The 26,900-nt window shown below is 67.8% G+C and carries 26 protein-coding genes and 1 pseudogene; 12 read left to right on the top strand and 15 right to left on the bottom strand.

Going from position 1 to position 26,900, the window contains the following annotated elements; translation table 11 throughout:
* Both E3O62_RS03575 and E3O62_RS03570 read left to right on the top strand, forming a co-directional pair.
* Positions 1 to 247: pseudogene (locus tag E3O62_RS03575) on the top strand (NAD(P)-dependent oxidoreductase); the annotation flags it as partial.
* Between the two features lie 176 nt (positions 248 to 423).
* Positions 424 to 1,167 (top strand): ABC transporter permease, encoded by a 744-nt coding sequence (locus tag E3O62_RS03570; protein ID WP_134394451.1) that lies wholly within the window; start codon positions 424 to 426, stop codon positions 1,165 to 1,167.
* Positions 1,168 to 1,229: 62 nt separating this feature from the next.
* Here E3O62_RS03570 and E3O62_RS03565 read toward each other — a convergent pair whose 3' ends face one another.
* Positions 1,230 to 1,667: an Lrp/AsnC family transcriptional regulator gene (locus E3O62_RS03565; RefSeq protein ID WP_104099917.1), complete on the bottom strand. Its 438-nt coding sequence runs from the start codon at positions 1,665 to 1,667 to the stop codon at positions 1,230 to 1,232.
* A 347-nt stretch (positions 1,668 to 2,014) separates the two neighbouring features.
* On the opposite strand from E3O62_RS03565, the gene ddaH reads away from it, so the two are divergent.
* Positions 2,015 to 2,893 carry a dimethylargininase gene (gene ddaH / locus E3O62_RS03560; RefSeq protein ID WP_134397564.1) on the top strand — a complete coding sequence of 293 codons (879 nt, stop codon included), beginning with the start codon at positions 2,015 to 2,017 and terminating at the stop codon, positions 2,891 to 2,893.
* A gap of 8 nt (positions 2,894 to 2,901) precedes the next feature.
* Entirely contained in the window at positions 2,902 to 4,146 is a 1,245-nt protein-coding gene (gene rocD / locus E3O62_RS03555) for an ornithine--oxo-acid transaminase (RefSeq protein ID WP_134397568.1), read from the top strand.
* A gap of 108 nt (positions 4,147 to 4,254) precedes the next feature.
* Here rocD and E3O62_RS03550 read toward each other — a convergent pair whose 3' ends face one another.
* From E3O62_RS03550 to E3O62_RS03535, 4 genes are all read right to left on the bottom strand, one after another.
* A complete protein-coding gene (locus E3O62_RS03550) occupies positions 4,255 to 5,514 on the bottom strand; it encodes an alpha-hydroxy acid oxidase (RefSeq protein ID WP_134394412.1) in 1,260 nt (419 codons plus the stop codon).
* A 16-nt stretch (positions 5,515 to 5,530) separates the two neighbouring features.
* On the bottom strand, positions 5,531 to 6,331 hold the full coding sequence (locus E3O62_RS03545) for a FadR/GntR family transcriptional regulator (RefSeq protein ID WP_134397563.1): 801 nt from the start codon (positions 6,329 to 6,331) through the stop codon (positions 5,531 to 5,533).
* Positions 6,332 to 6,455: 124 nt separating this feature from the next.
* Positions 6,456 to 7,556: a glycerophosphodiester phosphodiesterase family protein gene (locus tag E3O62_RS03540; RefSeq protein ID WP_134397562.1), complete on the bottom strand. Its 1,101-nt coding sequence runs from the start codon at positions 7,554 to 7,556 to the stop codon at positions 6,456 to 6,458.
* A 152-nt stretch (positions 7,557 to 7,708) separates the two neighbouring features.
* Positions 7,709 to 8,104 (bottom strand): sortase, encoded by a 396-nt coding sequence (locus E3O62_RS03535; protein WP_134394409.1) that lies wholly within the window; start codon positions 8,102 to 8,104, stop codon positions 7,709 to 7,711.
* A gap of 115 nt (positions 8,105 to 8,219) precedes the next feature.
* Between E3O62_RS03535 and E3O62_RS03530 the strand changes: the two genes are divergently transcribed.
* Positions 8,220 to 9,686, top strand: coding sequence for a peptide MFS transporter (locus tag E3O62_RS03530; RefSeq protein WP_134397561.1), 1,467 nt, complete (start codon positions 8,220 to 8,222; stop codon positions 9,684 to 9,686).
* Positions 9,687 to 10,015: 329 nt separating this feature from the next.
* Here the strand turns inward: E3O62_RS03530 and E3O62_RS03525 are convergent, their stop codons facing one another.
* Positions 10,016 to 11,068, bottom strand: a complete 1,053-nt coding sequence (locus tag E3O62_RS03525; RefSeq protein WP_134396158.1) for an IS30 family transposase — start codon at positions 11,066 to 11,068, stop codon at positions 10,016 to 10,018.
* A 458-nt stretch (positions 11,069 to 11,526) separates the two neighbouring features.
* Between E3O62_RS03525 and E3O62_RS03520 the strand changes: the two genes are divergently transcribed.
* The 3 genes from E3O62_RS03520 to E3O62_RS03510 are packed head-to-tail and all read left to right on the top strand — an operon-like array spanning position 11,527 to position 13,412.
* Positions 11,527 to 12,381, top strand: coding sequence for an alpha/beta fold hydrolase (locus E3O62_RS03520; protein ID WP_134396157.1), 855 nt, complete (start codon positions 11,527 to 11,529; stop codon positions 12,379 to 12,381).
* Complete coding sequence (locus E3O62_RS03515) at positions 12,374 to 13,006, top strand: TetR/AcrR family transcriptional regulator (RefSeq protein ID WP_134397560.1); 633 nt, start codon at positions 12,374 to 12,376, stop codon at positions 13,004 to 13,006. Before E3O62_RS03520 ends, E3O62_RS03515 begins: the two co-directional genes overlap by 8 nt.
* Complete coding sequence (locus E3O62_RS03510; RefSeq protein ID WP_134397559.1) at positions 12,999 to 13,412, top strand: hypothetical protein; 414 nt, start codon at positions 12,999 to 13,001, stop codon at positions 13,410 to 13,412. The genes E3O62_RS03515 and E3O62_RS03510 overlap by 8 nt, the downstream gene beginning before the upstream one ends.
* A 605-nt stretch (positions 13,413 to 14,017) precedes the next feature.
* Here E3O62_RS03510 and E3O62_RS03505 read toward each other — a convergent pair.
* The 3 genes from E3O62_RS03505 to E3O62_RS03495 all read right to left on the bottom strand — a co-directional run bounded on the left by E3O62_RS03505 (position 14,018) and on the right by E3O62_RS03495 (position 16,517).
* Positions 14,018 to 14,638: an AbiV family abortive infection protein gene (locus E3O62_RS03505; protein WP_241973295.1), complete on the bottom strand. Its 621-nt coding sequence runs from the start codon at positions 14,636 to 14,638 to the stop codon at positions 14,018 to 14,020.
* A gap of 155 nt (positions 14,639 to 14,793) precedes the next feature.
* Positions 14,794 to 16,107 (bottom strand): MFS transporter, encoded by a 1,314-nt coding sequence (locus E3O62_RS03500; protein WP_134397558.1) that lies wholly within the window; start codon positions 16,105 to 16,107, stop codon positions 14,794 to 14,796.
* 5 nt (positions 16,108 to 16,112) lie between these two features.
* Positions 16,113 to 16,517, bottom strand: coding sequence for a MarR family winged helix-turn-helix transcriptional regulator (locus E3O62_RS03495; RefSeq protein ID WP_241973293.1), 405 nt, complete (start codon positions 16,515 to 16,517; stop codon positions 16,113 to 16,115).
* Between the two features lie 192 nt (positions 16,518 to 16,709).
* Between E3O62_RS03495 and E3O62_RS03490 the strand changes: the two genes are divergently transcribed.
* Both E3O62_RS03490 and E3O62_RS03485 read left to right on the top strand, forming a co-directional pair.
* Complete coding sequence (locus tag E3O62_RS03490) at positions 16,710 to 17,561, top strand: alpha/beta fold hydrolase (RefSeq protein WP_134394405.1); 852 nt, start codon at positions 16,710 to 16,712, stop codon at positions 17,559 to 17,561.
* 9 nt (positions 17,562 to 17,570) lie between these two features.
* The gene (locus E3O62_RS03485) at positions 17,571 to 18,620 is read left to right on the top strand and encodes a biotin/lipoate A/B protein ligase family protein (RefSeq protein ID WP_104170055.1); all 1,050 of its coding nucleotides are present in this window, start codon (positions 17,571 to 17,573) and stop codon (positions 18,618 to 18,620) included.
* Between the two features lie 24 nt (positions 18,621 to 18,644).
* Here E3O62_RS03485 and E3O62_RS03480 read toward each other — a convergent pair whose 3' ends face one another.
* Entirely contained in the window at positions 18,645 to 18,977 is a 333-nt protein-coding gene (locus E3O62_RS03480) for a GNAT family N-acetyltransferase (protein ID WP_134397557.1), read from the bottom strand.
* A 34-nt stretch (positions 18,978 to 19,011) separates the two neighbouring features.
* Between E3O62_RS03480 and E3O62_RS03475 the strand changes: the two genes are divergently transcribed.
* Both E3O62_RS03475 and E3O62_RS03470 read left to right on the top strand, forming a co-directional pair.
* On the top strand, positions 19,012 to 20,022 hold the full coding sequence (locus tag E3O62_RS03475; protein WP_166786408.1) for a site-specific DNA-methyltransferase: 1,011 nt from the start codon (positions 19,012 to 19,014) through the stop codon (positions 20,020 to 20,022).
* Positions 20,019 to 20,945 carry an LLM class F420-dependent oxidoreductase gene (locus E3O62_RS03470; protein ID WP_174720102.1) on the top strand — a complete coding sequence of 309 codons (927 nt, stop codon included), beginning with the start codon at positions 20,019 to 20,021 and terminating at the stop codon, positions 20,943 to 20,945. The genes E3O62_RS03475 and E3O62_RS03470 overlap by 4 nt, the downstream gene beginning before the upstream one ends.
* 110 nt (positions 20,946 to 21,055) lie before the next feature.
* On the opposite strand, the gene E3O62_RS03465 is transcribed toward E3O62_RS03470, so the two are convergent.
* From E3O62_RS03465 to E3O62_RS03445, 5 genes are all read right to left on the bottom strand, one after another.
* The gene (locus E3O62_RS03465) at positions 21,056 to 22,084 is read right to left on the bottom strand and encodes a LacI family DNA-binding transcriptional regulator (protein ID WP_134394402.1); all 1,029 of its coding nucleotides are present in this window, start codon (positions 22,082 to 22,084) and stop codon (positions 21,056 to 21,058) included.
* Positions 22,085 to 22,124: 40 nt separating this feature from the next.
* Positions 22,125 to 23,537 carry a GH1 family beta-glucosidase gene (locus E3O62_RS03460; RefSeq protein ID WP_134397556.1) on the bottom strand — a complete coding sequence of 471 codons (1,413 nt, stop codon included), beginning with the start codon at positions 23,535 to 23,537 and terminating at the stop codon, positions 22,125 to 22,127.
* A gap of 41 nt (positions 23,538 to 23,578) precedes the next feature.
* Positions 23,579 to 24,421, bottom strand: coding sequence for a carbohydrate ABC transporter permease (locus E3O62_RS03455; protein WP_134394400.1), 843 nt, complete (start codon positions 24,419 to 24,421; stop codon positions 23,579 to 23,581).
* Complete coding sequence (locus E3O62_RS03450) at positions 24,418 to 25,404, bottom strand: carbohydrate ABC transporter permease (protein WP_134394399.1); 987 nt, start codon at positions 25,402 to 25,404, stop codon at positions 24,418 to 24,420. The genes E3O62_RS03455 and E3O62_RS03450 overlap by 4 nt, the downstream gene beginning before the upstream one ends.
* Positions 25,405 to 25,511: 107 nt before the next feature.
* The gene (locus E3O62_RS03445; RefSeq protein WP_134397555.1) at positions 25,512 to 26,789 is read right to left on the bottom strand and encodes an ABC transporter substrate-binding protein; all 1,278 of its coding nucleotides are present in this window, start codon (positions 26,787 to 26,789) and stop codon (positions 25,512 to 25,514) included.
* Positions 26,790 to 26,900 lie beyond the last annotated feature (111 nt).

Genomic DNA, 26,900 nt, shown 5'->3' with positions numbered 1-26,900 from the left:
CGCCGGCGTGCCGGCGCCGGCCTGGCGGGTCCCGGCCGGGGTCGCCCGCGGTGCGGGGGCGCTGATCGAGGCGGCCTGGCGCATCCGTCCGGGCGCCGACGAGCCGCCGATGACCCGGTTCCTGGCCGAGCAACTCTCGACCGCGCACTGGTTCGACCAGCGCCGCACCCGGTCCGAGCTGCGGTGGACGCCCGCGGTGAGCCTCGATGAGGGCTTCCGCCGCCTCGCCGCCTCGTACGACGGCTAGCTTTCTCGGGCACTGGCGGCCTCAACGGATGCCCAGGGCCGTCCGCACGATCGGCGGCGCCTCTCCTGCGCGCTGACGGAGCCCAGTCGTTGGCGGGTTCCGATCACCGGGGCCTGCCGGGCGCGGCGGCTCGCTAGGCTCGTCACGTGACTTGGCCCCGCGACCTCCCCGCCCAGATGGCCGGACTCGCGCCGACCCTGCTCGGGATCGCGCTGCTCATCGCGATCGTCACGCTGGTGCTGCGCGGCTACCGGGTGTCGCATCCGTTCGCGCCGGCCCTCGCCGTGCTGCGCGGCGCCCTGCAGCTCGCCGCGATCAGCCTGATCCTCAGCGGCATCATCTCCGACCCGTTCTGGGTCGGCGTGGGTCTGGCGGTCATGTTCACCGCGGCGGTCGGCACGGTCACCCGCCGGATCGGCGCCACCCGGCGGCACGCGGCCTGGGTGGCCGCCTCGATGGGCCTGGGCGTGATGGTCACCCTCCTCGTGGTCTTCGGCACCGGCGCGCTCGAGTTCACGCCGCGCTACGTGTTGTCGTTCGGTGGCATCATCATCGGCAACGCCATGTCGATCGCCACGCTCTCCGGCCGGCGCTTCACCGAGGGTGTGACCGAGCACTGGGAGGAGGTCGAGGGCTGGCTGGCCCTCGGCGCCACCCCGCGCCAGTCCACCCGGGAACTGGCCCGCCGCGCGGTGTACTTCGCTCTGATCCCCTCGACCGACCAGACGAAGACCACCGGGCTGGTCACGCTGCCCGGGGCCTTCGTGGGAGCGATTTTCGGTGGCGCCTCGCCGCTCGAGGCCGGGCGGTTCCAGATCGTGGTGCTTGCCGGCATCCTCTGCGCCGGATCGGTCGCGGCGGTCGCCCTGATCCACCTGCTGGCCCCCGTGACCCGGCGCCCCGTCCCGGTGCCGGGCTAGCGACACGCGCCGCGCTGATGCCCTCGGCGCCGGCCGGTCCGATCCTGCGGGGAGCCGCGCGGCTACTCGGCGGACCGGTGGATCAGCCGGGAGAGCACGATCGCGCTGCGGGTGTGGTCCACGTTGGGTGCCAGACGCACCTTTTCCAGCGCCGCCTCCAGACCGGGGATGTCCCGGGCCCGGATGTGCACGATGGCGTCGGCGCTGCCCGTGACGGTTCCGGCGTCCACGACCTCCGGCACCCCGGACAGGATTCGCAACAATTCCTCGGGCGCCACGGTGCCGCGGCAGAACAGCTCGACGTAGGCCTCGGTGCTCATGCCGTCGATGGCCGGATCCACCTGGATGGTGAAACCGCGGATGACGCGGTCGGCCACGAGCCGGTCGACCCGGCGTTTCACGGCCGACGCCGAGAGTCCGACGACCGAGCCGATATCGCCGTAGCCCGCCCGGGCGTTCTGGCGGAGCAGGTCGAGAATGCCACGGTCGAGGTTGTCCATGCCGAGAGTCTAGGGGGCATCGTTGCGCTGGCGCACTCATGAACGCAGAAAACCCGCGCCCGATAGCGCAATTCACTGGATAGCTGCGCAGTGGCGAGCGGATCTACGGGCGAACGTGCGGCATCCGTCATCGCCCGGTGTGGCGGAAAACTGCGTGAGGGGCCGGACGCGCGCACGTTTTCGGCGCAGAGTGGGGTGCACATCCGATTCGTGCTGTGTGAGACTAAGCATGGCGTCTCTGCCCAGGCGTTTCGTGCCGGCAGAGCTCTCGTGAGTGACCTGGTCCGCCATCCACCCCGCCAGCCGACCTCACCCGAAGAGGGCGGATGGCCGCCGAAGGAGTCACCATGACGACCAACCTCACCACCCCGAACCTGGACGAGCTCGTCTCGCCGGCCCTGCCCGTGCGCACGCCCGTCAAGCGCACCGTGCTGATGTGCAAGCCCGACTTCTTCTCCGTCGTCTATCGCATCAACCCCTGGATGGATCCCGCCATCCCGACGGACACCGCGCTCGCCGTCGCCCAGTGGCAGACGCTGTACGACACCTATGTCGGCCTCGGCTTCGACGTGCACCTGATCGACCCCGTCGACGGCCTGCCGGACATGGTCTACGCGGCCAATGGTGGATTCATCATCGACAACATCGCCTACGGCGCGGCCTTCACCTACGCCGAACGCCAGCCGGAAGGTCCGGCCTACATGGACTGGTTCGGCGCCAACGGCTTCGACGTGCGCGTGCCGGCGGAGATCAACGAGGGCGAGGGCGACTTCCTGCTCGTGGGCGACGTGATCCTCGCGGGCACCGGGTTCCGCAGCGCCTCGAACAGCCATGAAGAGGTGTCGGCGATCTACGGCCGCCCCGTGATCACGCTCAACCTGATCAATCCGAGCTTCTACCACCTCGACACGGCCATCGCCGTGCTCGACGCGTCGCCGGCCACGGGCAACGGTGAGATCGCCTACCTGCCGAGCGCGTTCGACGAGCCGAGCCTGGCCATCCTGCGCGAGCGATTCCCGGACGCCATCATCGTCGCCGAGGAGGACGCGGCCATCCTCGGCCTCAACTCCTATTCCGACGGCTACAACGTGGTCATCGCCGCGCGGGCGAAGGGCTTCGAGGCCCAGCTGCGCGCCCGCGGCTTCAACCCGATCGGGGTCGACCTGTCCGAGCTGCTGCTCGGTGGAGGAGGAGTGAAGTGCTGCACCCTGGAGCTACGCCGATGACCGACCAGATGACCGACCAGGCCACCGCCCCGGCCGCCGCGCTCGGACCGGCCGCGTATATCGCGCTGGAAGACGAGCACGCGGCCCACAACTATCATCCGCTGCCCGTGGTCGTCGCGTCCGGCGACGGCGCGTGGGTGACGGATGTCGACGGCCGCCGCTACCTGGACTGCCTGGCCGCGTACTCCGCGGTCAACTTCGGCCACTCCAACCCGCTCCTGTTGGACGCCGCTCGCGAGCAACTGGGCCGCATCACGCTCACCAGCCGCGCCTTCCACAACGACCAGCTCGGCCCGTTCGTGACCGCGCTCGCCGAGCTCTCCGGCAAGGACATGGTCCTGCCGATGAACACGGGCGCCGAGGCGGTGGAGTCCGGCATCAAGGTGGCCCGCGCCTGGGGCTACCGGGTCAAGGGCGTCGCCGCCGGGATGGCGAACATCATCGTGGCCGGGGAGAACTTCCACGGCCGCACCACCACGATCATCAGCTTCTCCGACGACGAGTCGGCCCGTAAGGATTTCGGGCCGTTCACGCCGGGGTTCCGCACGGTTCCCTACGGGGACGCCGCGGCCCTCGAGGCCGCGATCGACGCGAACACGGTCGCGGTGCTGCTCGAACCCATCCAGGGCGAGGCCGGCATCGTCGTGCCGCCGGCCGACTACCTGCCGGCCGTGCGCGAAATCACGAAACGCCACAATGTGCTGTTCATCGCCGACGAGATCCAGTCCGGCCTCGGCCGCACGGGCGCGACCTTCGCCTGCGACCTGGTGGGCGTCGTTCCTGACCTCTACCTGCTCGGCAAGGCACTCGGCGGCGGCATCGTGCCGGTCTCGGCGGTCGTCGGCAATCGGGACATCCTCGGCGTGCTCCGCCCCGGCGAGCACGGTTCGACCTTCGGCGGCAACCCGCTGGCGGCGGCCGTCGGCCTCGCCGTGGTGAAACTGCTGGCCACCGGCGAACTGCAGGAGCGAGCGCGCGTTCTCGGCACCCGCCTGCACGACGGGTTGACCGGATTGATCGGCCAGGGCGTCGTGGCCGTGCGTGGCGCCGGCCTCTGGGCCGGCATCGATATCGACCCGACGCTGGCCTCCGGCCGGGTGGTCTGCGAGGCCCTCCTGGCCCGCGGCCTGCTCGCGAAGGACACCCACGGCTTCACCATCCGGCTGGCCCCGCCGATCGTGGTCTCCGAGGCCGACCTCGACTGGGCGGTCGAGCAGTTGGCCGCCGTGCTCGCGGAGCTCGCCGCCGCGTAGCCGAGCCGCCGAGTTGTCCCGCCTGTGCCGAGTCGACCCGCGGGAACGGGTCAGCTCGGCACAAACGGCGACACTCGCCGAGGTTCGGCCGGCCGGGCGGCCACGGCGCTACACGCCGACGGATGCCGCCACCGGCTGCGCGATGCGGCCGAGGCGTGCGAGCTGGGTGACGTGGCCCGGCTCGAGCTCCTCCAGGCTGTTCACGCCGAGCAGTCGCATGGTGCGGGAGACCTGCTCGGAGAGGATCTGGACGGCCCGGTCGACGCCGGCCTCGCCGCCGGCCATCAGGCCGTAGAGGTAGGCGCGGCCGACCAGGGTGAAGCGGGCGCCGAGGGCGACGGACGCGACGATGTCGGCGCCGCTCATGATTCCCGTGTCCAGGTGCACCTCGTATTCGTTACCGACCTCGCGCACGACGTGCGGCAGCAGGTGGAACGGGATCGGGGCGCGGTCGAGCTGGCGCCCGCCGTGGTTGGAGAGGATGATGCCGTCCACGCCGAGGTCGGCGAGCGTGCGCGCATCCGCCAGGCTCTGTACGCCCTTGACGACGATCTTGCCCGGCCACTGCGCCTTGATCCAGGCCAGGTCCTCGAAGGTGACGGTGGGGTCGAACATCGTGTCGAGCAGGTCGGCGACTGTGCCGCTCCAGCGGTCGAGGCTGGCGAAGGCGAGCGGTTCGGTGGTGAGGAAGTTGATCCACCACTCCGGCCGCGGCAGTGCGTTGATGACCGTTCCGGCGGTCAGGGCCGGCGGGATCGAGAAACCGTTGCGCTTGTCGCGCAGGCGCGCGCCGGCCACGGGCACGTCCACAGTCACCAGCAGGGTGTCGTAACCGGCCTTCGCGGCCCGGTCCACGAGCGCCATCGAGCGGTCGCGGTCCTTCCACATGTAGAGCTGGAACCAGTTGCGCCCGTGGGGGTTCGCGGCCTTGACGTCCTCGATCGACGTGGTGCCCATGGTCGACAGGGAGAAGGGGATGCCGGCCCGGGCCGCGACGTGGGCGCCCGCGATCTCACCCTCGGTCTGCATCATCCGGGTGAACCCGGTCGGGGCGATGCCGAAGGGCTGGGCCACCGGGGCGCCGAGCACGTCCCAGCCGGTCGACACGGCCGACACGTCCCGCAGGATCGACGGGTTGAACTCGATGTCCTCGAAGGCCTGGCGGGCACGGCCCAGCGACAGCTCGGCCTCGGCGGCGCCGTCGGTGTAGTCGAACGCGGCCTTGGGGGTGCGCTTCTTGGCGATGTCGCGGAGGTCGTAGATGGTGAGCGCGCCCTCGAGGCGGCGCTTCTTCGCGTTCAGCTCGGGGGTCTTGAAGTGCATCAGCGGGGCAAGGTCTTTGATCTTCGGGATGCGTCGTTGAACCATGGTCGAAGGGTCCTTTCTATCGGGCCACCGGGTGCCCGTTGGCATCCGTGTGGTCGTTGGCGAAGAGGTCGGGCAGGTGGTTGGCGAGGTGGGTTTCCGCGTAGTAACCCGCGATATGGGACTGTACGAGCCTGCGGGCGGCCGGGGGATCGCCGGCCACGATCGCGCCGAGGATCGCGCGGTGTTCGGCGCGGAGCCGGGCGGAGGTGTCGGGCCAGGAAGCGAGGCTGGTCGCCCCCGCCCGCACATAGCCCTCGATGGCACTGCGCAGCCCCGCCATCGTGGCGGTCACGACCTGGTTACCCGATGCGGTGGCCAGGGCCAGGTGGAACGCGGCGTCGAGGGCCAGGAATTCCCCCTCGGTCAGCGCGGGAGACTCCATGGCGCAGAGCAGCAGCTCGGGCGTCGTCAGGTCGGGGTGCAGGGAGGCGTTGGCGTCCATGGTGGAACTGGCCTGGGCGGATGCCTCCGCCAGCTCGGTCACGACCGAGGCCTCGAGGACCAGCCGGGTCTTGACCACGTCAGCGACGGGAAACCCCTGCGCCGCCACCTGCAGACGCATCAGCGCCGACATGCCGCCGCCGGGCAGGGCCACGATGATCGCACCCGCCGTGGGCCCCGACCCGGCGGACGTGCGAAGCAGCCCGAGTACTTCGAGCACCCGGATGGCCTCACGCACGCTGGACCGTCCGACGCCCAGTTCGGCGGCGAGGGCCCGCTCGGGCGGAAGATGGTCACCCGGGCGTAGTCGCCCACTGAGGAGATCCCGCTCGATGCTCTGCAACACGATTTCCCAGGCACGGCGTTCGATGCTCACGGGGTCCTCCTCGACGTTGGGGTGGCATGCGGTGTGCCCGGCGGGGGATCACGCGTCGGACGGTGTGGTCTGACCACACGCTACACGACGCGCCCGGTGCGCACCAGCGCCCGGGGCGCATCCGTCACCGGGTGTACGCCGCCGGCACCTTCAGGCCGCGCTCCTCGAGGACCGTGCGGAGGCGGTCGGGGTAGTCGGTGATGATGCCGTCCACTCCCTCCTCCATCAGGCTGGTCAAGTCCGCGGTCTCGTTCACCGTCCACGGGACGACCGGGAGGCCGAGGCCGTGGGCGTCGGCGATCATAGCGGGCGTGACCGATGCGAAAGCGGGGGAGACAATGTCATAGCCCAGGGCCGCAGCCGCTTGGGCCAGGGAACCGTTGTAGGAGTCGATGTCGATGCCGCCCAGGTTCGGGCTGGATCCGGGCTGCCCGACGCCCAGCCAGGAATCCCCGCTCGACAGGGCCCCCAGGGTCAGGTCCGGGGCGATTTGCCGGGTGAGGTTCAGTGACGCCCAGTCGAAGCTCTGCAGGACTGACCGATCCGCCATGCCGGAAGCCTCGATCTCACCGACGACGGCGCGGGTGAGGGCCGCCATCTCCTCGGCTCCGTCAGGACCGGAGACCTCCACCTTGGTTTCGACATTGAGGTGCACTTTGCGGGCGTCGTAGTCGCGCACCAGCTGGTACACCTCGCCCAGCGTCGCGATTCGGCTACCGGGGGTGTTCGCCTGTTCAAGGAAACCCGGCAACTGCTGGTAGCCGCAGTCCAGGGTGCGGATCTCGGCCAGGCTCAGGTCGCGCACCCGGTCGTCGGCATAGGGAAAGGCCGGGTCGCCGGGGAACGCGGGCGCGGTGTCGGCGCATTTGCTGGACGTCATCACGTCGTCGTGCCACACCACCACCTGGTTGTCACTGGACAAATGGGTGTCCAGCTCGAGCGTGCTCACACCCAACTCGAGAGACCCGGCGAAGGCGGTCAGTGATTCCTCGGTCCACTGGCCACGACCGCCGCGGTGCGACTGCAGATCGAATGATCCATTGCGTTGGTTGGACCGAAGGGCGTTCACCGTGCCGGTCGTTTCGGAGCCGGACGGATCGGCGGTTGTGGCGGCCGGCGTGCCCGGATCGGAGGGAGCGGCCCGGGCCGGCGAGGCTCCGAACGTCCCGGTGACGGCCCCGGCGAGGATGGCGGCGGCGGCCACCGAGAGCAGGATTGTGCGCATTGCGTGTTCCCCCTGGTGTTGCGTGAACCGGCGGCAGTCTGCCCCCGGTTTTCCACGCTACGAACCGGAGGTGGCCGGGGTGGAGAGGTCGCCTGTACTCAACATGAACGGGCCTGGTCACGGCGGCGGGCTCCGTGCGAACGCAGAGGATCTCAGATGAAGAGCAGCACGATGCCGAGCACGCCGGACGCGGCGCCGATGCCGAGCAGGATCAGGCCGGTCAGGCGCAGCGCCCTACCCTCGGCCTCCGGGGTGTGGGTGCGGCACCGGGAGGGGGTGCGGAGGCTGAACCAGACCGGCACGTCGTCGCCGGGCGCGAGCCCGTGCGTCTCGTGTGTGTTCGCCGGGCACTCGTGCACCTCGCCGTCACGGTCGAACCAGCGGATGACCGTTCCGGCCCGGGAGGACGCGATGACGCCATCCGTCAGCACCCAGCGACCCTTCACGCCGCGCGCGACGAGACCGGCCGCGAAGAGTGCCCCGCCGACGGCCAGGCCGACCAGGGTCAGCACCTCGCTGAGAAGGGAAACGAGCGAGTAGGTGTCCACGATGCCCCTTCCCGGTCGCCGTAACGGTACGGGCAAAATCGTACCGCGCCACCGGGCCGGATGCCGCGACCCGGCCGATGCCCCCAGGTCTGGGGGCACACGGTAAGGTCAAGCAATGAGCTCGGTTGTTGAACAATCCCCCACCCGTGACGACCGAAGCTTCCTCGGACAGCCTCGCGCCCTTGCCAACGTGTTCGGCGTCGAGATGTGGGAGCGGTTTTCGTTCTACGGGATGCAGGGCATCCTGCTGCTCTATTTGTACTACTCCGCGGCCGACGGCGGCCTCGGAATCCCGCAGGCCACCGCGGCAGGCACCGTGGGGGCCTACGGCGGCGGCGTTTACCTGTCGACCATCCTGGGAGCCTGGGTGGCCGACCGCCTGGTGGGCTCGGAGCGGGTGCTCTTCTTCAGCGCCATCGTGATCGCGGTAGGGCATGTGGCGCTCGCGCTCCTGCCGGGCCTCGGCGGCGTGGCGACCGGGCTCATCCTGATCGCGCTGGGCAGCGGCGGGCTCAAGGCCAATGCGACCAGCGTCGTGGGCGCGCTCTACGCCAAGGACGACCCTCGGCTCGACGCGGGCTTCTCGCTCTTCTACCTCGGCATCAACCTGGGTGCCTTCTTCGGGCCGGTCCTGACCGGCCTGCTGCAGACGACCCTCGGCTTTCACTACGGGTTCGGGCTCGCCGCCGTGGGGATGGCGATCGGCCTGGTGCAGTACTCCTTCGGCCGCAAGCGCCTGCCGGCCATCGTGCACGAGGTGCCGAACCCGCTGCCGGCGTCGCGCCACGCCAGCTACCTCTGGGCCGCGATCGCAACGGCCGCCGTGATCGTGGTGCTGGTCCTGCTCGGTGTGATCACGGCATCCGGCCTGGTCACCATTGTTATCGCGCTGACTCTGATCGCCACGGTCTGCTACTTCGTGGTCATCCTGCGCAACCGTCAGATCACCGCCCTCGAGCGCAGACGCGTCTACGCGTTCATGCCGCTGTTCGTGGCCAGTGCCGCGTTCTGGTCCCTCTCCCAGCAGCAGTTCACGGTGGTGACCATCTACACCGACGAACGGCTCAACCGCGACGTGTTCGGCTGGGAGCTGCCGGTCTCGTGGGTGCAGTCGTTCAACCCGGTCTTCATCATCCTGCTCTCGGGTGCCTTCGCCGCGCTGTGGACGCGCTGGGGTTCCCGCCAGCCGTCCACCCCGGTGAAGTTCGCGTTCGGCACCGCGCTGATGGGTTCCGCGTTCCTGCTGTTCCTCCCGTTCGTCGACGGCGGCCCGAATTCGACGCCACTGGTCGCGATGATCGCGATCCTGTTCGTGCTCACCGTGGCGGAGCTCCTGATCGGGCCGGTCGGCCTGGCCGTCACGACGCGGCTCGCCCCGGAACCCTTCAAGACCCAGATGGTCGCGCTGTTCTTCCTCTCGATCGCCCTGGGCACCGCGGTGTCCGGCTGGCTCGCCGAGTGGTACACCTCGGTGTCGGAGACGGTCTACTTCAGCGTGATCGGCGGGGTCGCGATCGCGCTCGGGCTGTTGCTCGCACTGATCGCCCGACCGATCCTGCGGCTGATGAACGGCGTGCGCTGACCGGCATCCGTCAGCCGAGTGGGTGCCAAGCGATGTGCTGTGCTGCGCCCCACGAACTCGGAGCTGGCTGCGCTGCGCGGACTCTGTGCAGCACAGGGGGGCGCGGTGTCCGGTGTTGAACCAATTCGACGGAGAATCTGAGCGAAACCTGCCTTTTCGGGCCTTATGGCAACGATTTGGGCAGAATCTCCGTCGAATTCGTTCGGGGAGAACTGCCGCCAGGCTCGTCTGTGACTTTCGGCGCTATGTGGCGGCGTTCTGTGATCGCTATTTGGCGCATCGACCTGGTTGCCGGTGGGGAGTCAGCGTCTCGTATCTCATGGGCGGTTTCAAGCGGTGGAAGCAACAGGGGCTAATTCCTTCCTCGAGGTTAGCTCGCTGAGCAGGTCGGCTGGGGTGCTTCGTTTGAGGGTTTTGCGGGGTCGCTCGTTGAGTTCAGTGGCGACTTCGAGGAGGCGTTGAGCGCTGTGGGCGTTCAGATCGGTGCCTTTCGGGAAGTACTGGCGCAGCAGGCCGTTGGTGTTCTCGTTCGAGCCGCGCTGCCGCGGTGAGCCCGGATCACAGAAGAAAATCGGAACGCCGGTGGCTTTGGTGATGTCAACGTGCCGGGCCAGCTCGGTTCCCTGATCCCACGTCAAAGAGCGCCTCAGCAGTACCGGCAGACCGTCCAATGCACTGATGAGTCCATCGTGGAGTGCGCCGGAGCTGTGGCCATTGGGCAGATGCACCAAGACGACGAACCGGCTCGTGCGTTCAACGAGAGTCGCGATTGCCGATCCCGACGCGGATCCGACGATCAGGTCGCCCTCCCAGTGACCGGCGACCTTCCGGTCGTTGGCCTCTTTGGGCCGTTCGCTCAGCATCACCTTGTCGCGGATCTTGCCCGGCGCGTTCAGCTGTGTGCCCCGTGGTTTCCGGGCGGATCGGCCCCGTCGAAGGTGACGGTGCAGGCGCACTCCGGCGCAACCGCGGCTCTGAACGTAGAGGCTTTGATAGATCGACTCGTGCGAAACCTGCAGCTCGGCCTGGCCGGCGAACACGACCGCGAGGTCGTCGCTGATCTGCACCTGCATCTCCGGATCGTCGGGGAACTCTCGACGTAGCCGACCGGCGATCTGCTCCGGCGATCGCCGCTTGGCCAGGTCCGCTTCCACCCTCGCACGCAGACGTTCATTCACCCTCAGCTTCGCCGACTTCGGGCGTGAGGCGCGATGGTGCGCCGCCACCTGAGCGCTCGAGGCCCGATAGCCGCCCTTGATGCTGTTCCGGGCGAGTTCCCGCGAGACCGTCGAAGGCGCCCTACCAATACGTCTCGTGACGGCACAGATCGACTGGCCGGCGGCGATCCCGAGCGCGATCTCCTCGCGCTCCACGAACGACAGATACCGGCACTAAAGGTCCCGGCCCCGGCGCGGCCTGACCCCGCCGGCCGCCAGGAGCATCCTCTTCGCGGTCGTGCGATCCACCCCGATCCGCTCGCCCGCCTCACTCGCGAACTGCCCCGCCTGAAAGCACTCCCATGCCAGCTGGACCAGATCCAGCCGGAACCTCAACGCCAAGCCCGCCACAACACTCTCCATTCAGTAAGCGTTGCGACCACCGCGAGAACCCAAGGATTGGCTTTCGGGCGGGCCTTGAGCGGCTCGCACGAAGGGGCTGCCGCTGAGCGGGCCGGGTGACAACGGGGTGGTAGGAGTCCGTCGGAGCGCCCATTCAATATTTCTGCCAGCCGTTGTCTCGTTCGAAACGACGGCCGCAGACGTTCGATCGACGAAGAAGTAGACACCTCAGGCTATGCATGCTAGCTTTGCGCTACCGCACTTAGCCACTGGAGGGCATTATGACGGAGACACTGAACATCGATGAAGGAACCATCGCATACGACTTGCAGGGCGAAGGCCCGCTTGTCGTGTTGGCCCACGGGATGGGTGACAGCCGACACTCATACCGGTTCATCGTCCCCGCTCTCGTAGCGGCCGGCTACCGGGTCGCTAACGCGGATATTCGCGGTAGCGGCGAATCGAGCACCGGATGGTCGCAGTACGAGCGCACCGACATCGCGGGCGACCTCGTGGCCCTCGCGCGTCATCTTGGCGGGCCCGCCGTCATCGTGGGCCAGTCGATCAGCGGCGGGGCGGCGACCATCGCTGCTGCCACGGCACCCGATCTGATCTCCGGTGTCGTCGAGTTGGCGCCTTTCACCCGTAAGCAGTCGGCTGATCTCGGCGGGTTGCTCCGCGTCAAGAACCACCGGCGCGGAACGGTCCAGCTGGCGAAAGTCATGCTGGGCGGCAGCCTCAAGGGTTGGATGAACTACCTGAACCTCGCGATCCCCACGAAGCCCGCGGACTGGAGTACTGAACGCGCCCGCATCGAGACAATGCTGAGCGACCCGGATCGCATGGGAGTCCTGAAGGCCATGACCAAGACGAGCCCGGCTGACGCCGGCGCCCAGCTGGCCAACGTTCGCTGCCCGGTCCTCATCGTCGAAGGCGGCGCGGACCCGGACTGGGCCAACCCCCGGGCTGAGGGCGAACGCATCATCGCAGACCTCCCGGCCGGTCTTGGGGAGCTTGCCGTCATCGACGGCGCAGGCCACTACCTGCATGCCGAGACGCCCGAGAAGCTTCTCGGTTTGCTTCTTCCGTTCCTATCCAAAACTCTCCCGGCCACCCCCCCGGCACACCGTGCCTAGGGCCGGCCTCGATGCCGACGTCGTGACCCGGGCCGGCGCCGCCTTGGCCGACGAGATCGGTTTGGCGAACCTGAGCATGAACGTCATTGCTAAACGCCTCGGCGTGAAAGGACCCTCGCTCTACAAACACGTCGACAGCCTGTCCTCGCTCATCCACCGCATCGCGATCCTTGCTACCACGGAGCTCGGCGATGCCATTCGAGACGCTACGCAGGGCCGAGCCGGCGGCGACGCACTTGCCGCCGCAGCCCACGCCCTCCGGTCCTTCGTCGAGGGACATCCCGGCCGGTATGCCGCGACCCTCGGTGCCCGGCCGGGCGGCCCCGATGATCCGTTGCACGCGGCGCTGAGTCGGAGTCTCGATTCCTTCTCGGCAGTCCTACGCGGCTACCGACTCGATCCGACGGAAGAGATCCACGCGCTTCGGATGCTCCGCAGCAGCTTGCACGGTTTCGCGTCCCTGGAGATGTCCGATGGCTTCCAGATGGACACCGTTGTTGGCGACAGCTTCGCTTGGATGATCACCTTCATCGACCAAGGCCTGCGTGTCGGCGGCGAGTCTTCCGATACGGGAAAGGGTGATCGGGACGCGGCCCGACCAGTGACGGGTTCATCCCGTGGCTGAGCGCGAACGCTCGTCCTCGCGCACCCCGCACCCGCACCCGCCCGGTCCCGGTCCCGGTCCCGATCCGGTCCGCGGCGGCCTCCGCTTTTTGACCGAGCTCGTCGCCTGGGTCGCGACCCCGTGGGCGTTGTGGCCGCACTCGATCCTGCTGGCGATCGGTGTCGTGGTTTTGCTCATCGGACTCCCGGCCGTGTTCAGCACGCCCGGCGACCGTCCCGGCGGCGGCGGACCCGTAGCGGCACCTGGCATCGTGACCATCCTGCTGCTGGTCGCTCAGCTGGTCGCGGCGAGCTGGGCGTCATGGGTGCTCTGGCCGTCGTGGATCGCTGTCTTCGTCACCGCGCTCTGTCTCGTCGTCGTCGTCACCGAGCAACCACGATGGCGCGCACTGACCAAACGACAGTGAAACTGCCGCGGTCTGAGAGGCATTGTTCGATGAGTGGAGCGTGCCGTGATCGGGCTCCGGAGAAATGCTCGAGGAACAAACGTGCTGGCCGCGCTCGTTCCTGATCTGTGTCGCCGTGTATCACGAACGTTACATGATGCGCCGAGCTGCCACCCTGTAGTGCCGGGCAGTTCACCAGGTCATGGCGACGATGACGGCCCAACCTGATACTTCAAAAGCGCCTCATGTCCCATGGAATACAAGACGGTGAAATCGATCTAGAGGCTTGCATAGTCCGCACAGTGCGCCATCAGCTGGTGCCGTGCAGACGAGCGTAAAGATCCGTGCAGTCGAGTACGAAAAATGACACACACCGTTTCCGCTAAATGGCGGCATCGTGTGATCGCGTCCATGACGCAACCCTCGCCGCGCCCACAAACGATCGTTTGCGAGCACATCAGCGGCCTGCCGCTGTGCGACAGCTATGACTCGCGTATCCCATGGGTTACGCGACAACTGGGTTATGAGACACCGGCAAGAACGCCCGACTGCGTCGGTATTCGCGAGGGCCGGAACAAGTCGAGTTGCACTCGTGAGGGAGAGATAACTTACCTTCGTATTCGGATTCAGCCGTCCGAGCCCTTAGCCAAGACCGGCTCTAACATGACCTCGATGTGTTGGGTCGGGGATCGCGGCGTGCTGCTGACGCTGGCTCGAAGCTGGTCCTCGGCGCAAAACCAATGGATCATGTCAGCAACCCGGTATATGTCGAATCTTAGGAAAGGCCGGTCGATCTCGTGAGGGACGGTGAACGAACCGTCTGGTTTCATATCGACGTAAAAGGCCTTCTTCTTAGCGTCGTTGTCCTCCTGAGCGAGAGACGCAAGATAGGCACGCAGCGCATCGGGGGCATGTTCCCTCGCGATTTCGATGTCCACGGAATCCGAGAAGCCGGGGACGTCGACCATCGCGGTCAAGAAGTCATTCGCCTGTACATGCTTCGCGACGTGATCTAACCCCAGCTTGCGTAGCTCGTGCACCTCGTGTTGCGTCTCTTCGCTGTCGTTCCACGCGTCCCAGAACGCCTTATAGACCCAGACCGCTTTACCCACTTCTTCCTGGGCAAGAACAACCAATGCTTGGGCGCGCGGTGACGGAAAGAGTGCGTCCGCGTCGACGGTGAGCCGCGCTGCATTCTCTAGGAGCGCAAGCCAGAATACTCGGGCAGCTGCGGGCGTTAGCATCATCACCTTGCCAGGCTAGATGGGTGGTCCTCGCCGGGCGCGCGCCCTGGGCCTCATACCGGATTAAGAAGCGCCTGACCGTCGATAGCGCCAAATAGCGATCAAAGAGCGCCGCCACGAAGCGCTAACAGTCACAAGGCTCGTCAGGTCTCACTCCGTTAGCGCGTCGCCGTGGCCTCGACGATCGCGATTTCGCGGGTGGCGGTCTCGGCGGTGCGGCCGTCTCCGTCGTGGTGCACCCGCACTCGTGGGGTCACGCCCCGACGGATCCGTACCCGCAGGCTGCGGTAGCGCACCATCCAGAAGAGCACCGCCCCGGCCGCGAGGAGGCCCGAGAGCGCGGCCACGCCGAGTGCCCAGCGCGGGCCGAACTGGTCGGCTACCCAACCCACCAGGGGTGCCCCGAGTGGCGTGCCGCCGGCGAAGATCGCCATGTAGAGCGCCATCACCCGCCCGCGCATGGCCGGCCGCGTCGTGGTCTGCACGTAGGCGTTCGCGGTGGTCATCAGGGTCAGCGAGGACAGGCCGACGAAGGTCAGGGAGATCGCGAAGGTCAGGTAGTTGGGCATCACCGCGGCCACGGCGCAGGACAGGCCGAACGCGAAGGATCCGACGATGACCAGACGCAGCCGCGGCCGGCCGCGACGGGCGGCCATCAGCGCGCCCGCGACGGAGCCGACGGCCATGATCGAACTGAGCAGCCCGAACTCGCTGGCACCCATGCCGAACTCGACCGTGGCCATCGTCGCCGTGAAGATCGCGAAGTTGAAGCCGAAGGTGCCCACCAGGAAGACGGTGATCAGCACGACGATGATGTCGGGCCGGCGGGACACGTACCGGAAGCCGGCCGTCAGCTGTCCCCGCTCGCGGGAGGCCCGCGGCTGCGGCCTCAGCTGAACGGTGCGCAGAAGAGTCATCGCGAGCACCGTCGCCGCGAACGTCGCCGAGTTGATCATGAAGACCCAGCCGGCGCCGACGGCGACCGTGAGCAGCCCCGCGGCGGCCGGTCCGATCAGCCGGGCACCGTTGAACGATGCGGAGTTGAGGGCCACGGCGTTCGGGAGGTCCTTGTCGGAGACCAGCTCCGATACGAAGGTCTGGCGGGCGGGGGCGTCGATCGCCGCGACGATCCCGAGGCCCAGGGCGAAGAGGTAGACGTGCCACAGCTCCGCGACGCCGGTGACGGTGATCACACCGAGGCCGAGGGCGAGCAGGCCCATCAGGGTCTGCGTCAGGATGAGCAGTCTGCGCCGGTTGAACCGGTCCGCGATGAGGCCGGACCAGGGCATCAGCACGAGCTGGGGCCCGAATTGCAAAGCCATCACGATGCCCACCGCGGTGGCGTTGTAATCGGTCAGTTCGGTCAGCACGATCCAGTCCTGGGCCGTGCGCTGCATCCAGGTTCCGATGTTCGACACGAGGGCCCCCGCGAACCAGATTCGATAGTTCGGGATGCTCAGGGAGCGGAACATGTTGTTCAACTGTTGGCGAGTTCCTTCATGATGTCGACGGCCTCGGTGAGGATCCGGCGCTGGTCGGAGCTGAGCGTGACGATGCGCTGGGCGAGCCAGGCATCCCGGCGTTTGCGCGTCTCCCGCATCAGGGTGCGCCCCTGGTCGGTCACCGTGAGCACCACCTTGCGGCCGTCGTCGGCAGAGCCGGCCCGGTTCACGAGGCCAGCGTCGACCAGCGCGTTGACCGTGCGGTTCATCGACGGCGGGGTGACCCGCTCGCGTTCGCTGAGCTCGCGGAGGGTGAACGGGCCATGGAAAAACAGGGTGCCGAGTGCCGAGAACTGGCTCGAGCTGAGCTCATTGTCGGCCTTCTCCTGCCGCAGGCGGCGGGCCAGCCGGCCGTTGGCCAGCCGGAAATCATGACTCAACTCGGCTACCGTCGCACGTCGACCAGGAGAGACCTCCGGCGCAAGCACGTGAGATGTCGGTGAAGATTCCATAGCTACCCACCCTAACCACTTAGCCTTGCTAAGTATTCCCTGCACGCAGCCTAGTTCAGGATCGACGGCGAACAACCGGAATCCAGAGACGCGCGGGGCGAGTCCTGCCAGACTGGCCTCGTGCCTACCTACACGGATGACTTTGGCGTCTCGATCACGTATTTCACCTGGCCGGTCGATCGCCCGCGGGCCATCGTGCAGGTCGCTCACGGGGTCGGTGAGCATGCGCAGCGGTATGCGGAGCTCGCCACCCGACTGAACACGGCCGGCTACACGGTCTACGCCGATGACCACCGCGGCCACGGCCAGACCGGAGTGCACCAGTACGACGGCGACCTGTCCCGCCTCGGCCGCCTCGGCCCCGGCGGACTGCGCGCGGCGGTGGCCGGCGTACGCCAGCTGAGTGGGATCATCCGCGCCACTCACCCTGACCTGCCGCTCGTGCTGCTCGGCCACAGCTGGGGGTCCTTCATGGTGCAGATGATCGTCAACGCGCACGCCTCCGACTACGATGCGGTCGTGCTCAGCGGCACGGCCTACCGGATGCCCGGCTACCTGGACAGCGGCGACCTCAACCGCCGTCACAAGCACCTCGGTGACACCGGGGTGGAGTGGCTGAGCCGCGATCCAGAGGTGGCCCGCGCTTTCATCGCCGACCCGCTCACGACCACGACCCCGCTGGCCAAGCTGTTCGGGCTGCGGGAGGCGGCGCGCCTCTTCGGCAGGCCGGGCCGCGACCTGCCGCCGGGCCTGCCGCTGCTCATCCTGGTCGGCGGTGACGACATCGTGGGCGGGGAGCGCAGCGCTCGCAGGCTGGTTCGGGCCTATTCCGGGCGGTCGGGACTCCGGGACATCCGGATCATCATCTATCCCGGTGCCCGCCACGAGGTGTTCAACGAGACGAACCGTGAGGATGTCTTCGACGACCTGATCGGGTGGCTGGCCAAACGTTTTGCCGTGCGCGCCGATTAGGCTGGCGTCATGCACGGTGAATATAAGGTTCCAGGCGGCAAGCTCGTCGTCGTCGATCTCGATGTCGTTGACAACACGATCGTCGACTTCCGGCTGGCCGGTGATTTCTTCCTCGAGCCCGACAGTGCGCTTGGCGACATCAACGCGGCCGTGAACGGCCTGTCCGCCGACAGCGACGCGGTCAGCATCGCCGCCGCAGTGCGCGCCGCGCTCCCGGCCCATGCCACGCTGCTCGGGTTCTCGCCCGAATCGGTGGCGGTGGCGATCCGTCGCTCCCTCGCCCAGGCCAGCGGCTGGCGCGACTACGAGTGGCAGCTGATCCACACCAAGGCTGTCGCTCCCGTCATGCAGATGGCGCTTGACGAGGTGCTCGCGATCGAGGTCGGCGAGGGGCGCCGCAACCCCACGCTGCGGATCTGGGAGTGGACGGAGCCGGCCGTCGTCATCGGCAGCTTCCAGTCCCTGAAGAACGAGGTCGACCCGGTCCAGGCCGCCAAGCACGGCTTCACCGTCGTGCGCCGGATCAGCGGCGGCGGCGCCATGTTCATGGAAGCCGGCTCGGTGATCACCTACTCGATCTACGCACCGACCGACCTCGTTCAGGGCATGACGTTCGCCGACTCCTATGCATTCCTCGACGAGTGGGTGCTCACGGCGCTCAAATCCCTCGGCATCGACGCGTACTACCAGCCGTTGAACGACATCACGAGCCCCAAGGGCAAGATCGGCGGGGCCGCGCAGAAACGTCTCGGCAGCGGCGCCGTGCTGCACCACGTCACCATGAGCTACGACATGGACGGCGATAAGATGGTGCAGGTGCTCCGCATCGGCCGGGAAAAACTCAGCGACAAGGGCATCACGAGCGCCGCGAAGCGCGTCGACCCGCTCCGCAGCCAGACCGGCCTCAGCCGGGATGCGATCATCGACCGGATGAAGGCGACCTTCACCGGGCTCTATGGCGCCGTCGCCGGAGAGATCACCGAGGCGGAATATGCCAGGGCGACCGAGCTGGTCGAGACCAAGTTCGGCACCGAGGAGTGGATCGGGCGGGTTCCCTAGGCCACGGGGCCGTCGGTATGCGGGCTACCGTCCGCGCGTGAGCAGGTCCTGGTACTCGGCGTGCAGGTCGATCCAGCGCACGACGTAGGGGCACACCGGCACGACCGTGAGGGTGGTGCGGGTGCGCACATCGTCGAGCGCCTGCTCGACGAGGATGCCCGCCAGCCCCTCGCCCCGGTGCGTCGGGTCCACCTCGACGTGGGTGAACACCACGTCCTGGCCGGCGACCTCGTAGTCGGCGAAGCCCACCGTGGTGCCGGCGAACTCGAGCGTGTACCGGGCCAGGGCCGGTTCGTGACGGAATACGACCGAGTCGGATTCCCCGGTCGTTTCCGGGGATGCTGCATCTGGTGTCATCCCCTCAGCGTAGGCTCCCTGACACAATGTAGGAATGCCGATCGCGTGGTCTCCCTCCTCCCCCAGCCGTGTCGTCCACGCCAACAACCTCGAGGTTCTGCCGCAGCTGCCCGACGCGGCCTTCACGCTGATCTACCTGGACCCGCCGTTCAACACGGGGCGCAAGCAGAACCGGCAGACCACGACGTCGGTGCGCGCAGCGGCGAGCCCGGCATCCGTCGCCCTGGGTGCGGACGCCGCGGGCATCATCACCGGTTTCAAGGGCCAGCGGTACGAGCGGATCAAGGGTGACCTGCTCGGCTACGACGACCAGTTCGAGGACTACTGGGCTTTCCTCGAGCCGCGCCTGATCGAGGCCTGGCGCCTCCTGGCCGATGACGGCACCCTCTACCTGCACCTCGACTATCGCGAGGCGCACTACGCCAAGGTGTTGCTCGACGCCCTCTTCGGCCGGGACTGCTTCCTGAACGAGCTGATCTGGGCCTACGATTACGGCGCGAAGTCGAAGAACCGCTGGCCGACCAAGCACGACACGATCCTGGTCTACGTGAAGAACCCGGCCCGGTACTACTTCGACTCGACCACGGTCGACCGCGAGCCCTATATGGCGCCCGGTCTGGTCACCCCCGAGAAGGTCGCGAAGGGCAAGCTGCCGACGGATGTCTGGTGGCACACGATCGTGTCGCCCACCGGCAAGGAGAAGACCGGGTATCCCACCCAGAAGCCCGTCGGCATCCTGCGCCGCATGATCCAGGCGTCCAGCCGCGAGGGGGACTGGGTGCTCGACTTCTTCGCCGGGAGCGGCACGACGGGCGCGGTTGCCGCGGCCCTCGGCCGCCGCTTCGTGCTGGTGGACCAGAACCCCGAGTCGATCCAGGTCATGCGCACGCGCTTCGCACTGCTGCCCGCGGTGGAGTTCCTGCCCGGCGGATTCGAACCGGCCGTGCCGGAGCCGGCCGTGCCCGAACCGGCCGTGCCGGAGCCGGCCCAGCCGGCGCTGTTCGATTTCGGCGCCGACCGGCCCGAGGCAAGATTGGGAGCATGAGACTTCGCATTTTCACCGAACCGCAGCAGGGTGCCTCCTACGACGACATCCTCGCCGTGGCCCAGGCCACGGAGACGCTCGGCTTCGACGCGTTTTTCCGCTCCGACCACTACCTCGCGATGGGAGACACGGCTCCCGTGCTGCCGGGGCCGACGGATGCCTGGACCACCCTGGCGGGCCTCGCCCGGGAGACCCGGCGCATCCGCCTGGGCACTTTGGTCTCGTCGGTGACCTACCGTCCGCCGGGGATCCTCGCGATCCAGGTGGCGCAGGTCGACCAGATGTCGGGCGGGCGGGTCGAGCTCGGCCTCGGCACCGGCTGGTTCGAGCAGGAACACCTGGCCTACGGCATCCCGTTCCCGGCCAGGCGGTTCGGCATGCTCGAGGAGCAGCTGGAGATCGTGACCGGGCTCTGGAAGACCCCGGTCGGCGACCGCTACAGCTTTGCCGGCGAGCACTACACGCTCGTCGACTCGCCCGCCCTGCCCAAGCCCGTGCAGGCCCGCATCCCGGTGATCGTGGGCGGTGGCGGCGCCAGGCGTACCCCGGCCCTGGCTGCCCGCTTCGCCACGGAGTTCAACCTGCCGTTCCCGGACTTCGCGGATGTCCCGGTCAAGTTCTCCGGCGTGCGCGCTGCCTGTGAGGCCATCGGTCGCGATCCCCGTGAGCTGGTGTACTCGGCGGCGCTGATCGCCGTCGCGGGCGCGGACGAGGCCGACTTCATTCGCCGGGCCGCGGCCGTGGGCCGGGAACCGGCCGAGCTGCGGGCGCACGGCGTGGCCGGCACGGCGTCCGAGGTCGTGGACCGCCTCGGCGCCCTCGCCCACGACGGGGTCGAGTGCGTCTACCTGCAGATCATGGACCTGTCCGACCTCGATCACTTGGACTTCATCGCCCGCGAGGTCATGCCTCAGCTGGCTTGACCGCCCTGCCCGTCCCGCCGGTATTGCCGGTGCGCGGGTGCTGCGCCGCTACGCTGCCGGCGCGCCACGCGCGCAACGGCGCAGCACCCGCACCGGGGAAGCCGCGCGTGTCACGCCGACTCGCGTAGCACCAAACGGGTCGGCATGAGGGTGCGGTGCGGCATGCTCTCGTCGGCGGCGAGCCGGCGCAGCAGAATGTCCGCCATCGCGTAGCCCATTTCCTCGGAGGGCTGGCTCACCGTGGTCAGCGGCACCGGGCCGCTCGTCGCGGCCGGGCTGTCGTCGAACCCGACGATGGCCACGTCGCCGGGCACTGAACGGCCGAGCTCGCGCAGCACATCCACCGCCCCGGTGGCCATCAGGTCGCTCGCCACGAAGAGGCCGTCGATGTCGGGGCAACGCTCCAGCAACCGGCGGGTGGCCGCCGCTGCGCCGGCGGCCGTGAAGTCGGCGAGCTCGACGGCATCCGTGGGCAGCCCGGCCCGCTCCAGCGTGCGCTCGAACCCGGTGAGGCGGTCGATGCCGGCCGGCATGTCCACCGCTCCGGCGATCGTACCGATGCGGCGGCGACCGATGTCGATCAAGCGCTGGGTGCCCGTCTCGGCTCCCGCTGCGTTGTCGACGTCGACGAAGAAGGCGTCGAGGTTGTCCGCGTTCGGCGGCCGGCCGCCGAAGACCACCGGCATCGTGGTCTCGAGTTCGGCCACGAAATCGTCACCGGTGTGGTGCGAGATGATCAGCGCGCCGTCGACGTTGCCCGAGCGCAGGTAGCGCAGGGTCTTGTGCCGAGGGTCGCTCGAGGCGACGAGCAGGTTGAGCGTGTAGTCACTCTGGTCGAGTCGGCGGGTGATGCCCTGCACGACCGCGGCGAAGTAGGGGTCACCGAAGAACCGGGTCATGTCCTCGGGCACGACCAGGGCCACGGCCTCGGTCTGCCGGCTCGCGAGCGAGCGGGCAGCCCGGTTCGGAACATAGTTGAGCTGGTTGATGGCCTTGGTCACCGAGGAGACGATCTCGGGGCTGACCTTCGTGGACCCGTTCACGACCCGGCTCACGGTGGCCCGGGAGACCCCGGCCACCTCGGCCACCATTTCCAGGGTGGGCTGCGAGGGGCGGGCCTGGCGCACACTGGTTGTCATGACGTCATTCTAAGTTGCCCGTGTCCGTCGCCGATGCGGATCAGGAGAGGGCGCGGTTGAGGATGATCTCGGCGTAAGCTCGGCCGCTGTCCTTGACGGTGCGCTCCTGGGTCTCGTAGTCGACCCGCACGATGCCGAAGCGCTTCTCGTAGCCCCAGGCCCACTCGTAGTTGTCCATCAGCGACCAGTAGAAGTAGCCCAAGACGCAGACGCCCTCATCGATCGCATCGAGGATGGCGCCCAGGTGGTCGGTTAGGAATTCGGTGCGCCGGGCATCCGGAACACTGCCGTCCGCGGCGACGACGTCGTCGAACGCCGCGCCGTTCTCGGTGACGTAGAGGCTCGTGCCGGTCGGGGCGGCGTAGTCGGTGTTCACGCGAACGAGCAGTTCGCGCAGCCCGTCGGGCTGCACCTCCCACTCCATGGCGGTCAGCGGCAGCCCCTGCGGGTGGTCGTAGACGCCGTCGGCCGCGGGGTACGGCGACCGGGTGGGGCGGTCGGTCGGAGCCTGGGCGAGCAGCGGATGCTCGGGCGGGCGATCGCTGACCAGGTCGCCGTGGTAATAGTTCACGCCGAGGCTGTCGATCGGCTGGTTGATCTGGGCCAGGTCTCCCTCGTGGATGAAATCGGTCAGCCCGAATTCGGCGACGTCCTGGAGCACATCCTCCGGGTAGGAGCCGCGGAAGATCGGATCGAGGAAGACCCGGTTGAACTGCCCGTCGATGCGGCGCGCGGCGTCCACGTCGCCGGCATGCGTGGGATCGACCGGCTTGGCGACGGTGAGGTTGAGCGTGATTCCGAGCTCGAGCTTCGGGTCGCGTTCACGGAGCGCCTCGATGGCGAGGCCGTGCCCCAGGAGCAGGTGGTGTGCGGCGGCCAGGCCGTCCCGGGGGCTCTGCCGCCCGGGCGCGTGGGCGCCACCGGTGTAGCTGAGGAAGGAGGAGCACCACGGCTCGTTGAGAGTGGTCCACACGCCCACGCGGTCGCCGAGGGCGTCGTGCATGGAGAGGGCGTAGTCCCGGAAGCGTGCGGCGGTGTCGCGGTTGGTCCAGCCGCCCTTCTCCTCGAGGGCCTGCGGCAGGTCCCAGTGGTAGAGGGTCAGCCACGGCTTGATGCCGGCGCCGAGGAGCTCGTCGACCAGGCGGGAGTAGAAGTCCACGCCCTTCGGGTTGACCGGCCCGCCGTCGGGACGCACCCGGGCCCAGGACGTGGAGAAGCGGTAGGTCTGCAGCCCCAGGTCCTTCATCAGGGCGACGTCGTCCCGGTAGCGGTGGTAGTGGTCGCAGGCGACGTCACCGTTGTCGGCGTTGAGGACAGCACCCGGCACGCGGCTGAACGTGTCCCAGATGGAATCCGTGCGGCCGTCCTCATGGGCGGCGCCCTCGATCTGGTAGGCGGCCGTCGCCGCCCCGAAGAGGAACTCGGGCGGGAAGGAACGTGCGTGTGAGGTCATACCCATATTCTCGGTGATTGTTTCGCGTGTTCCGAACGAGGTCATCCCTTGACCGCACCCTGCATGATGCCGGCCACCAGCTGCTTGCCCAGGAAGATGAACACCAGGATCAGCGGGATGATCGAGAGTACGACGCCGGCGAGCACCAGCGAGTAGTCGACGTAGAAGGCTGCCTGCAGCTGTTGCAGCGCCACGGGGAGGGTTGGGTTGCCCGGGCCGAGCACGATGAACGGCCAGAAGAAGTTGGTCCAGGTGCCGATGAACGTGAACAGGGCGAGCATCGCGGCGGCCGGCCGGGCGGCCGGGAGGCCGATGTGCCAGAAGCTGCGGATCATCGACGCTCCGTCCATGCGCACCGCCTCGATCAGCTCGTCGGGTAGCGCGTCGCGCAGGTACTGGGTCATCCAGAACACGCCGAATGCGGTCACCATGGCGGGTGCGATGACGGCCCAGAGGCTGCCGGTCCAGCCGAGCCTCGACATGACGATGAACAGCGGCACGATGCCGAGCTGAGTCGGCACGGCCATGGTCGCGATCACGAAGATGAGCATGCCTTCCCGGCCGCGGAACTTCAGCTTGGCGAAGGCATAGCCGGCGAGCGTCGAGAACATCACGACGCTGAGCGACACCACGGACGACACGATGATGCTGTTGCCGAGGGCCGTCCAGAACGGGATGCTGTCGATGACGGTGGCCGCGTTGGCGAGGAAGTTGCCGCCCGGGATCCACATCATGCCGTTCTGGTTAAGCGCGGAGGCGTCCTGGCTGCCGATCAGGAACGACCACCAGATCGGGAAGGCCGAGCCCAGGAGAACCGCGATCAGGATGCCGTAGACCCAGAGGGAGGGTCGACGGTCGTGGCCGCCGATGATGGTCCTGCTCATGAGATGCCTTTCGCGCGGACGCGCAGCTTGCGTTCGGCGGTGCCCGCGATGCGCCGGGTGATGAGGAAGTTGATCACGGCGATGAGGATGATGATCAGGAAGAGCAGCCAGGCCACGGCGGAGGCCCGGCCAAAGTTGCGCTGGCTCCAGCCGAGTTCATAGATGTACAGGGTGAGCGTCTGCCACTGGCGACTGGCCCCGCCCTGGCCGACGTTGTCGAACATGCGCGCCTCATCGAAGATCTGCAGGCCGCCGATCGTCGAGGTCAGGATGACGAAGATGACAATCGGTCGCAGCAGCGGCAGGGTGATCGACCGGAAGGTGCGCCAGCGGTTGGCGCCGTCGATGATGGCGGCCTCGTAGTAGTCGCGCGGCACGGCCTGCATGGCGGCGAGGAAGATGAGGGCGTTGTAGCCGGTCCAGCGGAAGTTCACCATTGTGGCGATGGCGAGGTGGCTGGGGATCACGTCGACGTGCCAGCGAACGGGCTCGAGGCCCATGCTCATGATCGCGCTGTTGATGAGGCCGAACTTGTCACCGAAGAGGTCGTTGAAGATCAGCGCGACAGCGACCGGGGCCACGACGTAGGGGAGGAGCACGCCCATGCGCCAGAAGGTCTTGCCGCGCAGGTTGAAGTCGAGCACGGCGGCGATGCCGAGCGCGACGATTATCTGGGGGATGCTCGAGAGCAGGAAGATGCTGAACGTGTTGCGCAAGGAATTCCAAAAGTACCCCTGGGTCAGAACCGTGACGAAGTTCTCCAGGCCGACGAAGTCGCCCTGGCCGCCGATCAGGTTCCAGTCGTGCACCGACACCCACGCCGTGTACAGCAGCGGGAAGAGACCCATGACGGCGAAGACGAGGAAGAAGGGGGAGATGTAGAGGTAGGGCGAGAAGCGCACATCCCAGCGGCTCAGTTTGTGACTGAGGGCGATGCGGCGGATGCTGCGGGCATTCACCTCGACGGCGGCGGCGGTAGTCATGAACAGTCCTTCGGTGGTTGAGCTTGTCCGGTGGTCGAGCCTGTCGAGACCGGGGGCCGGTCGAGACCAGGTGGTCTCGACCGGCCCGACCGGCGGGGTGGTGCTGGTTAGCCGAGCGACTCGACGTCGGTGACCCACTGAGCCCACGACTCGTCGGGCGTCATCGTGCCGTCTTCGACGCGGGTGAGCGCCTGCTGCATGGCGTCGTTGATCGCGAAGTAGAACTCACCCTTGAACGGGGTGACGTCGACGGCCGCGGCGCGGTTGGCGAGGATCTCACCGGTCGGCGCGTTGTTGAAAAACTCGTTCGTGGCGCCGAGGAGCTCGTCGCTCTCGAGGGCTTCGACCTGGCTCGGGAAGGTGCCCTTGGACGCGAACGCCTTGAGCTGCTGCTCCGGGGCGGTCAGCCAGGAGGCGAGCTTCTGGGCCTCGACCTGGTTCTTGGACTGCTCGGGAACGGTCAGGTACGAACCGCCCCAGTTGCCGCCGCCGCCGGGGAACGTGTCGGCGATGTCCCAGCCGGCGACGCCTTCAGCGTTGCCGGAGATCACGCCGAGCATCCAGCCCGGGCAGAGCATCGTGGCGAAGCCGTCGTTCTGGAAGCTGGCGGTCCAGTCGTCGCTCCACTGTCCGAGGTGCGCGGACAGCGTGCTGCTGGCCTCGAGCACGCTCGTGTAGGCCTCCTTCACCTCCGGGTTCTCGGTGGCGATGATGGTGCCGTCTTCTTCTTCATAGGCGTTGGGGATCTGGTTGACGACCCCCTGCCAGGTGGCTCCGGCCGAGTCGAACCACGGCACGTTCGTGCCGGCAGCAGCGAACGTGTCGCCGGCTGCGTAGTAGCTCTCCCAGCTGGTGCCGAGGAGTGCGGCGACCTTGGCGCGGTCGGTCGGCAGGCCGGCGGCGGCGAACAGGTCGGACCGGTAGCAGACGGCTTCCGGCCCGATGTCGGTGCCGTAGGCGATCAGGCGGCCGTCGGCATCCGTCGCGGCCTCGGTCTTCCAGTCGAGCCACCGCGAGTCGACGTCGTCAGAGGCGAGGTCGATGAACTGGTCGGAGTACTGGAGTAGCTCGGGCAGCCAGTCGACCTCGATGGCCTCGACGTCGCTCAGGCCGCTGCCTGCGGCGAGACGGGTCGTGAGGTTGTCGCGGGCCTCGTTGGAGGTGGCGGCCTTCTTGTGCGTGATGGTGACGTTCGGGTTGGCCTTCTCATACTCGGCGAACAGGTCGTCATAGCCGAATTCGTTGAACGTCGCGACGGTCAGTTTGACGTTCTCGTCGGTCGACTGCCCGGTGCCGGCGTCCGCCGAGCAACCGGATAGAACCAGTGCAAAGGATGCTGCTCCGGCGACTGTTACTGCAAGTGTGGTGCGCGGGAAACGCTTCACGGTCACTCCCTTGTGTGCGTGCTGATGGGTGGATGCGAGGCCGCTCTCAGCAGTGCTGTGAGAGCGCTCTCACGTTGTGATGCTTACGCTAGTGTGCGCATCGCTGGTTTG

It is taken from the genome of Cryobacterium sp. TMT2-15-1, from assembly GCF_004402345.1.
GTDB lineage: Bacteria > Actinomycetota > Actinomycetes > Actinomycetales > Microbacteriaceae > Cryobacterium > Cryobacterium sandaracinum.
The sequence above is the reverse complement of the archived record's forward strand: the minus strand, read 5'-3'. Positions and strand labels throughout refer to the sequence as shown.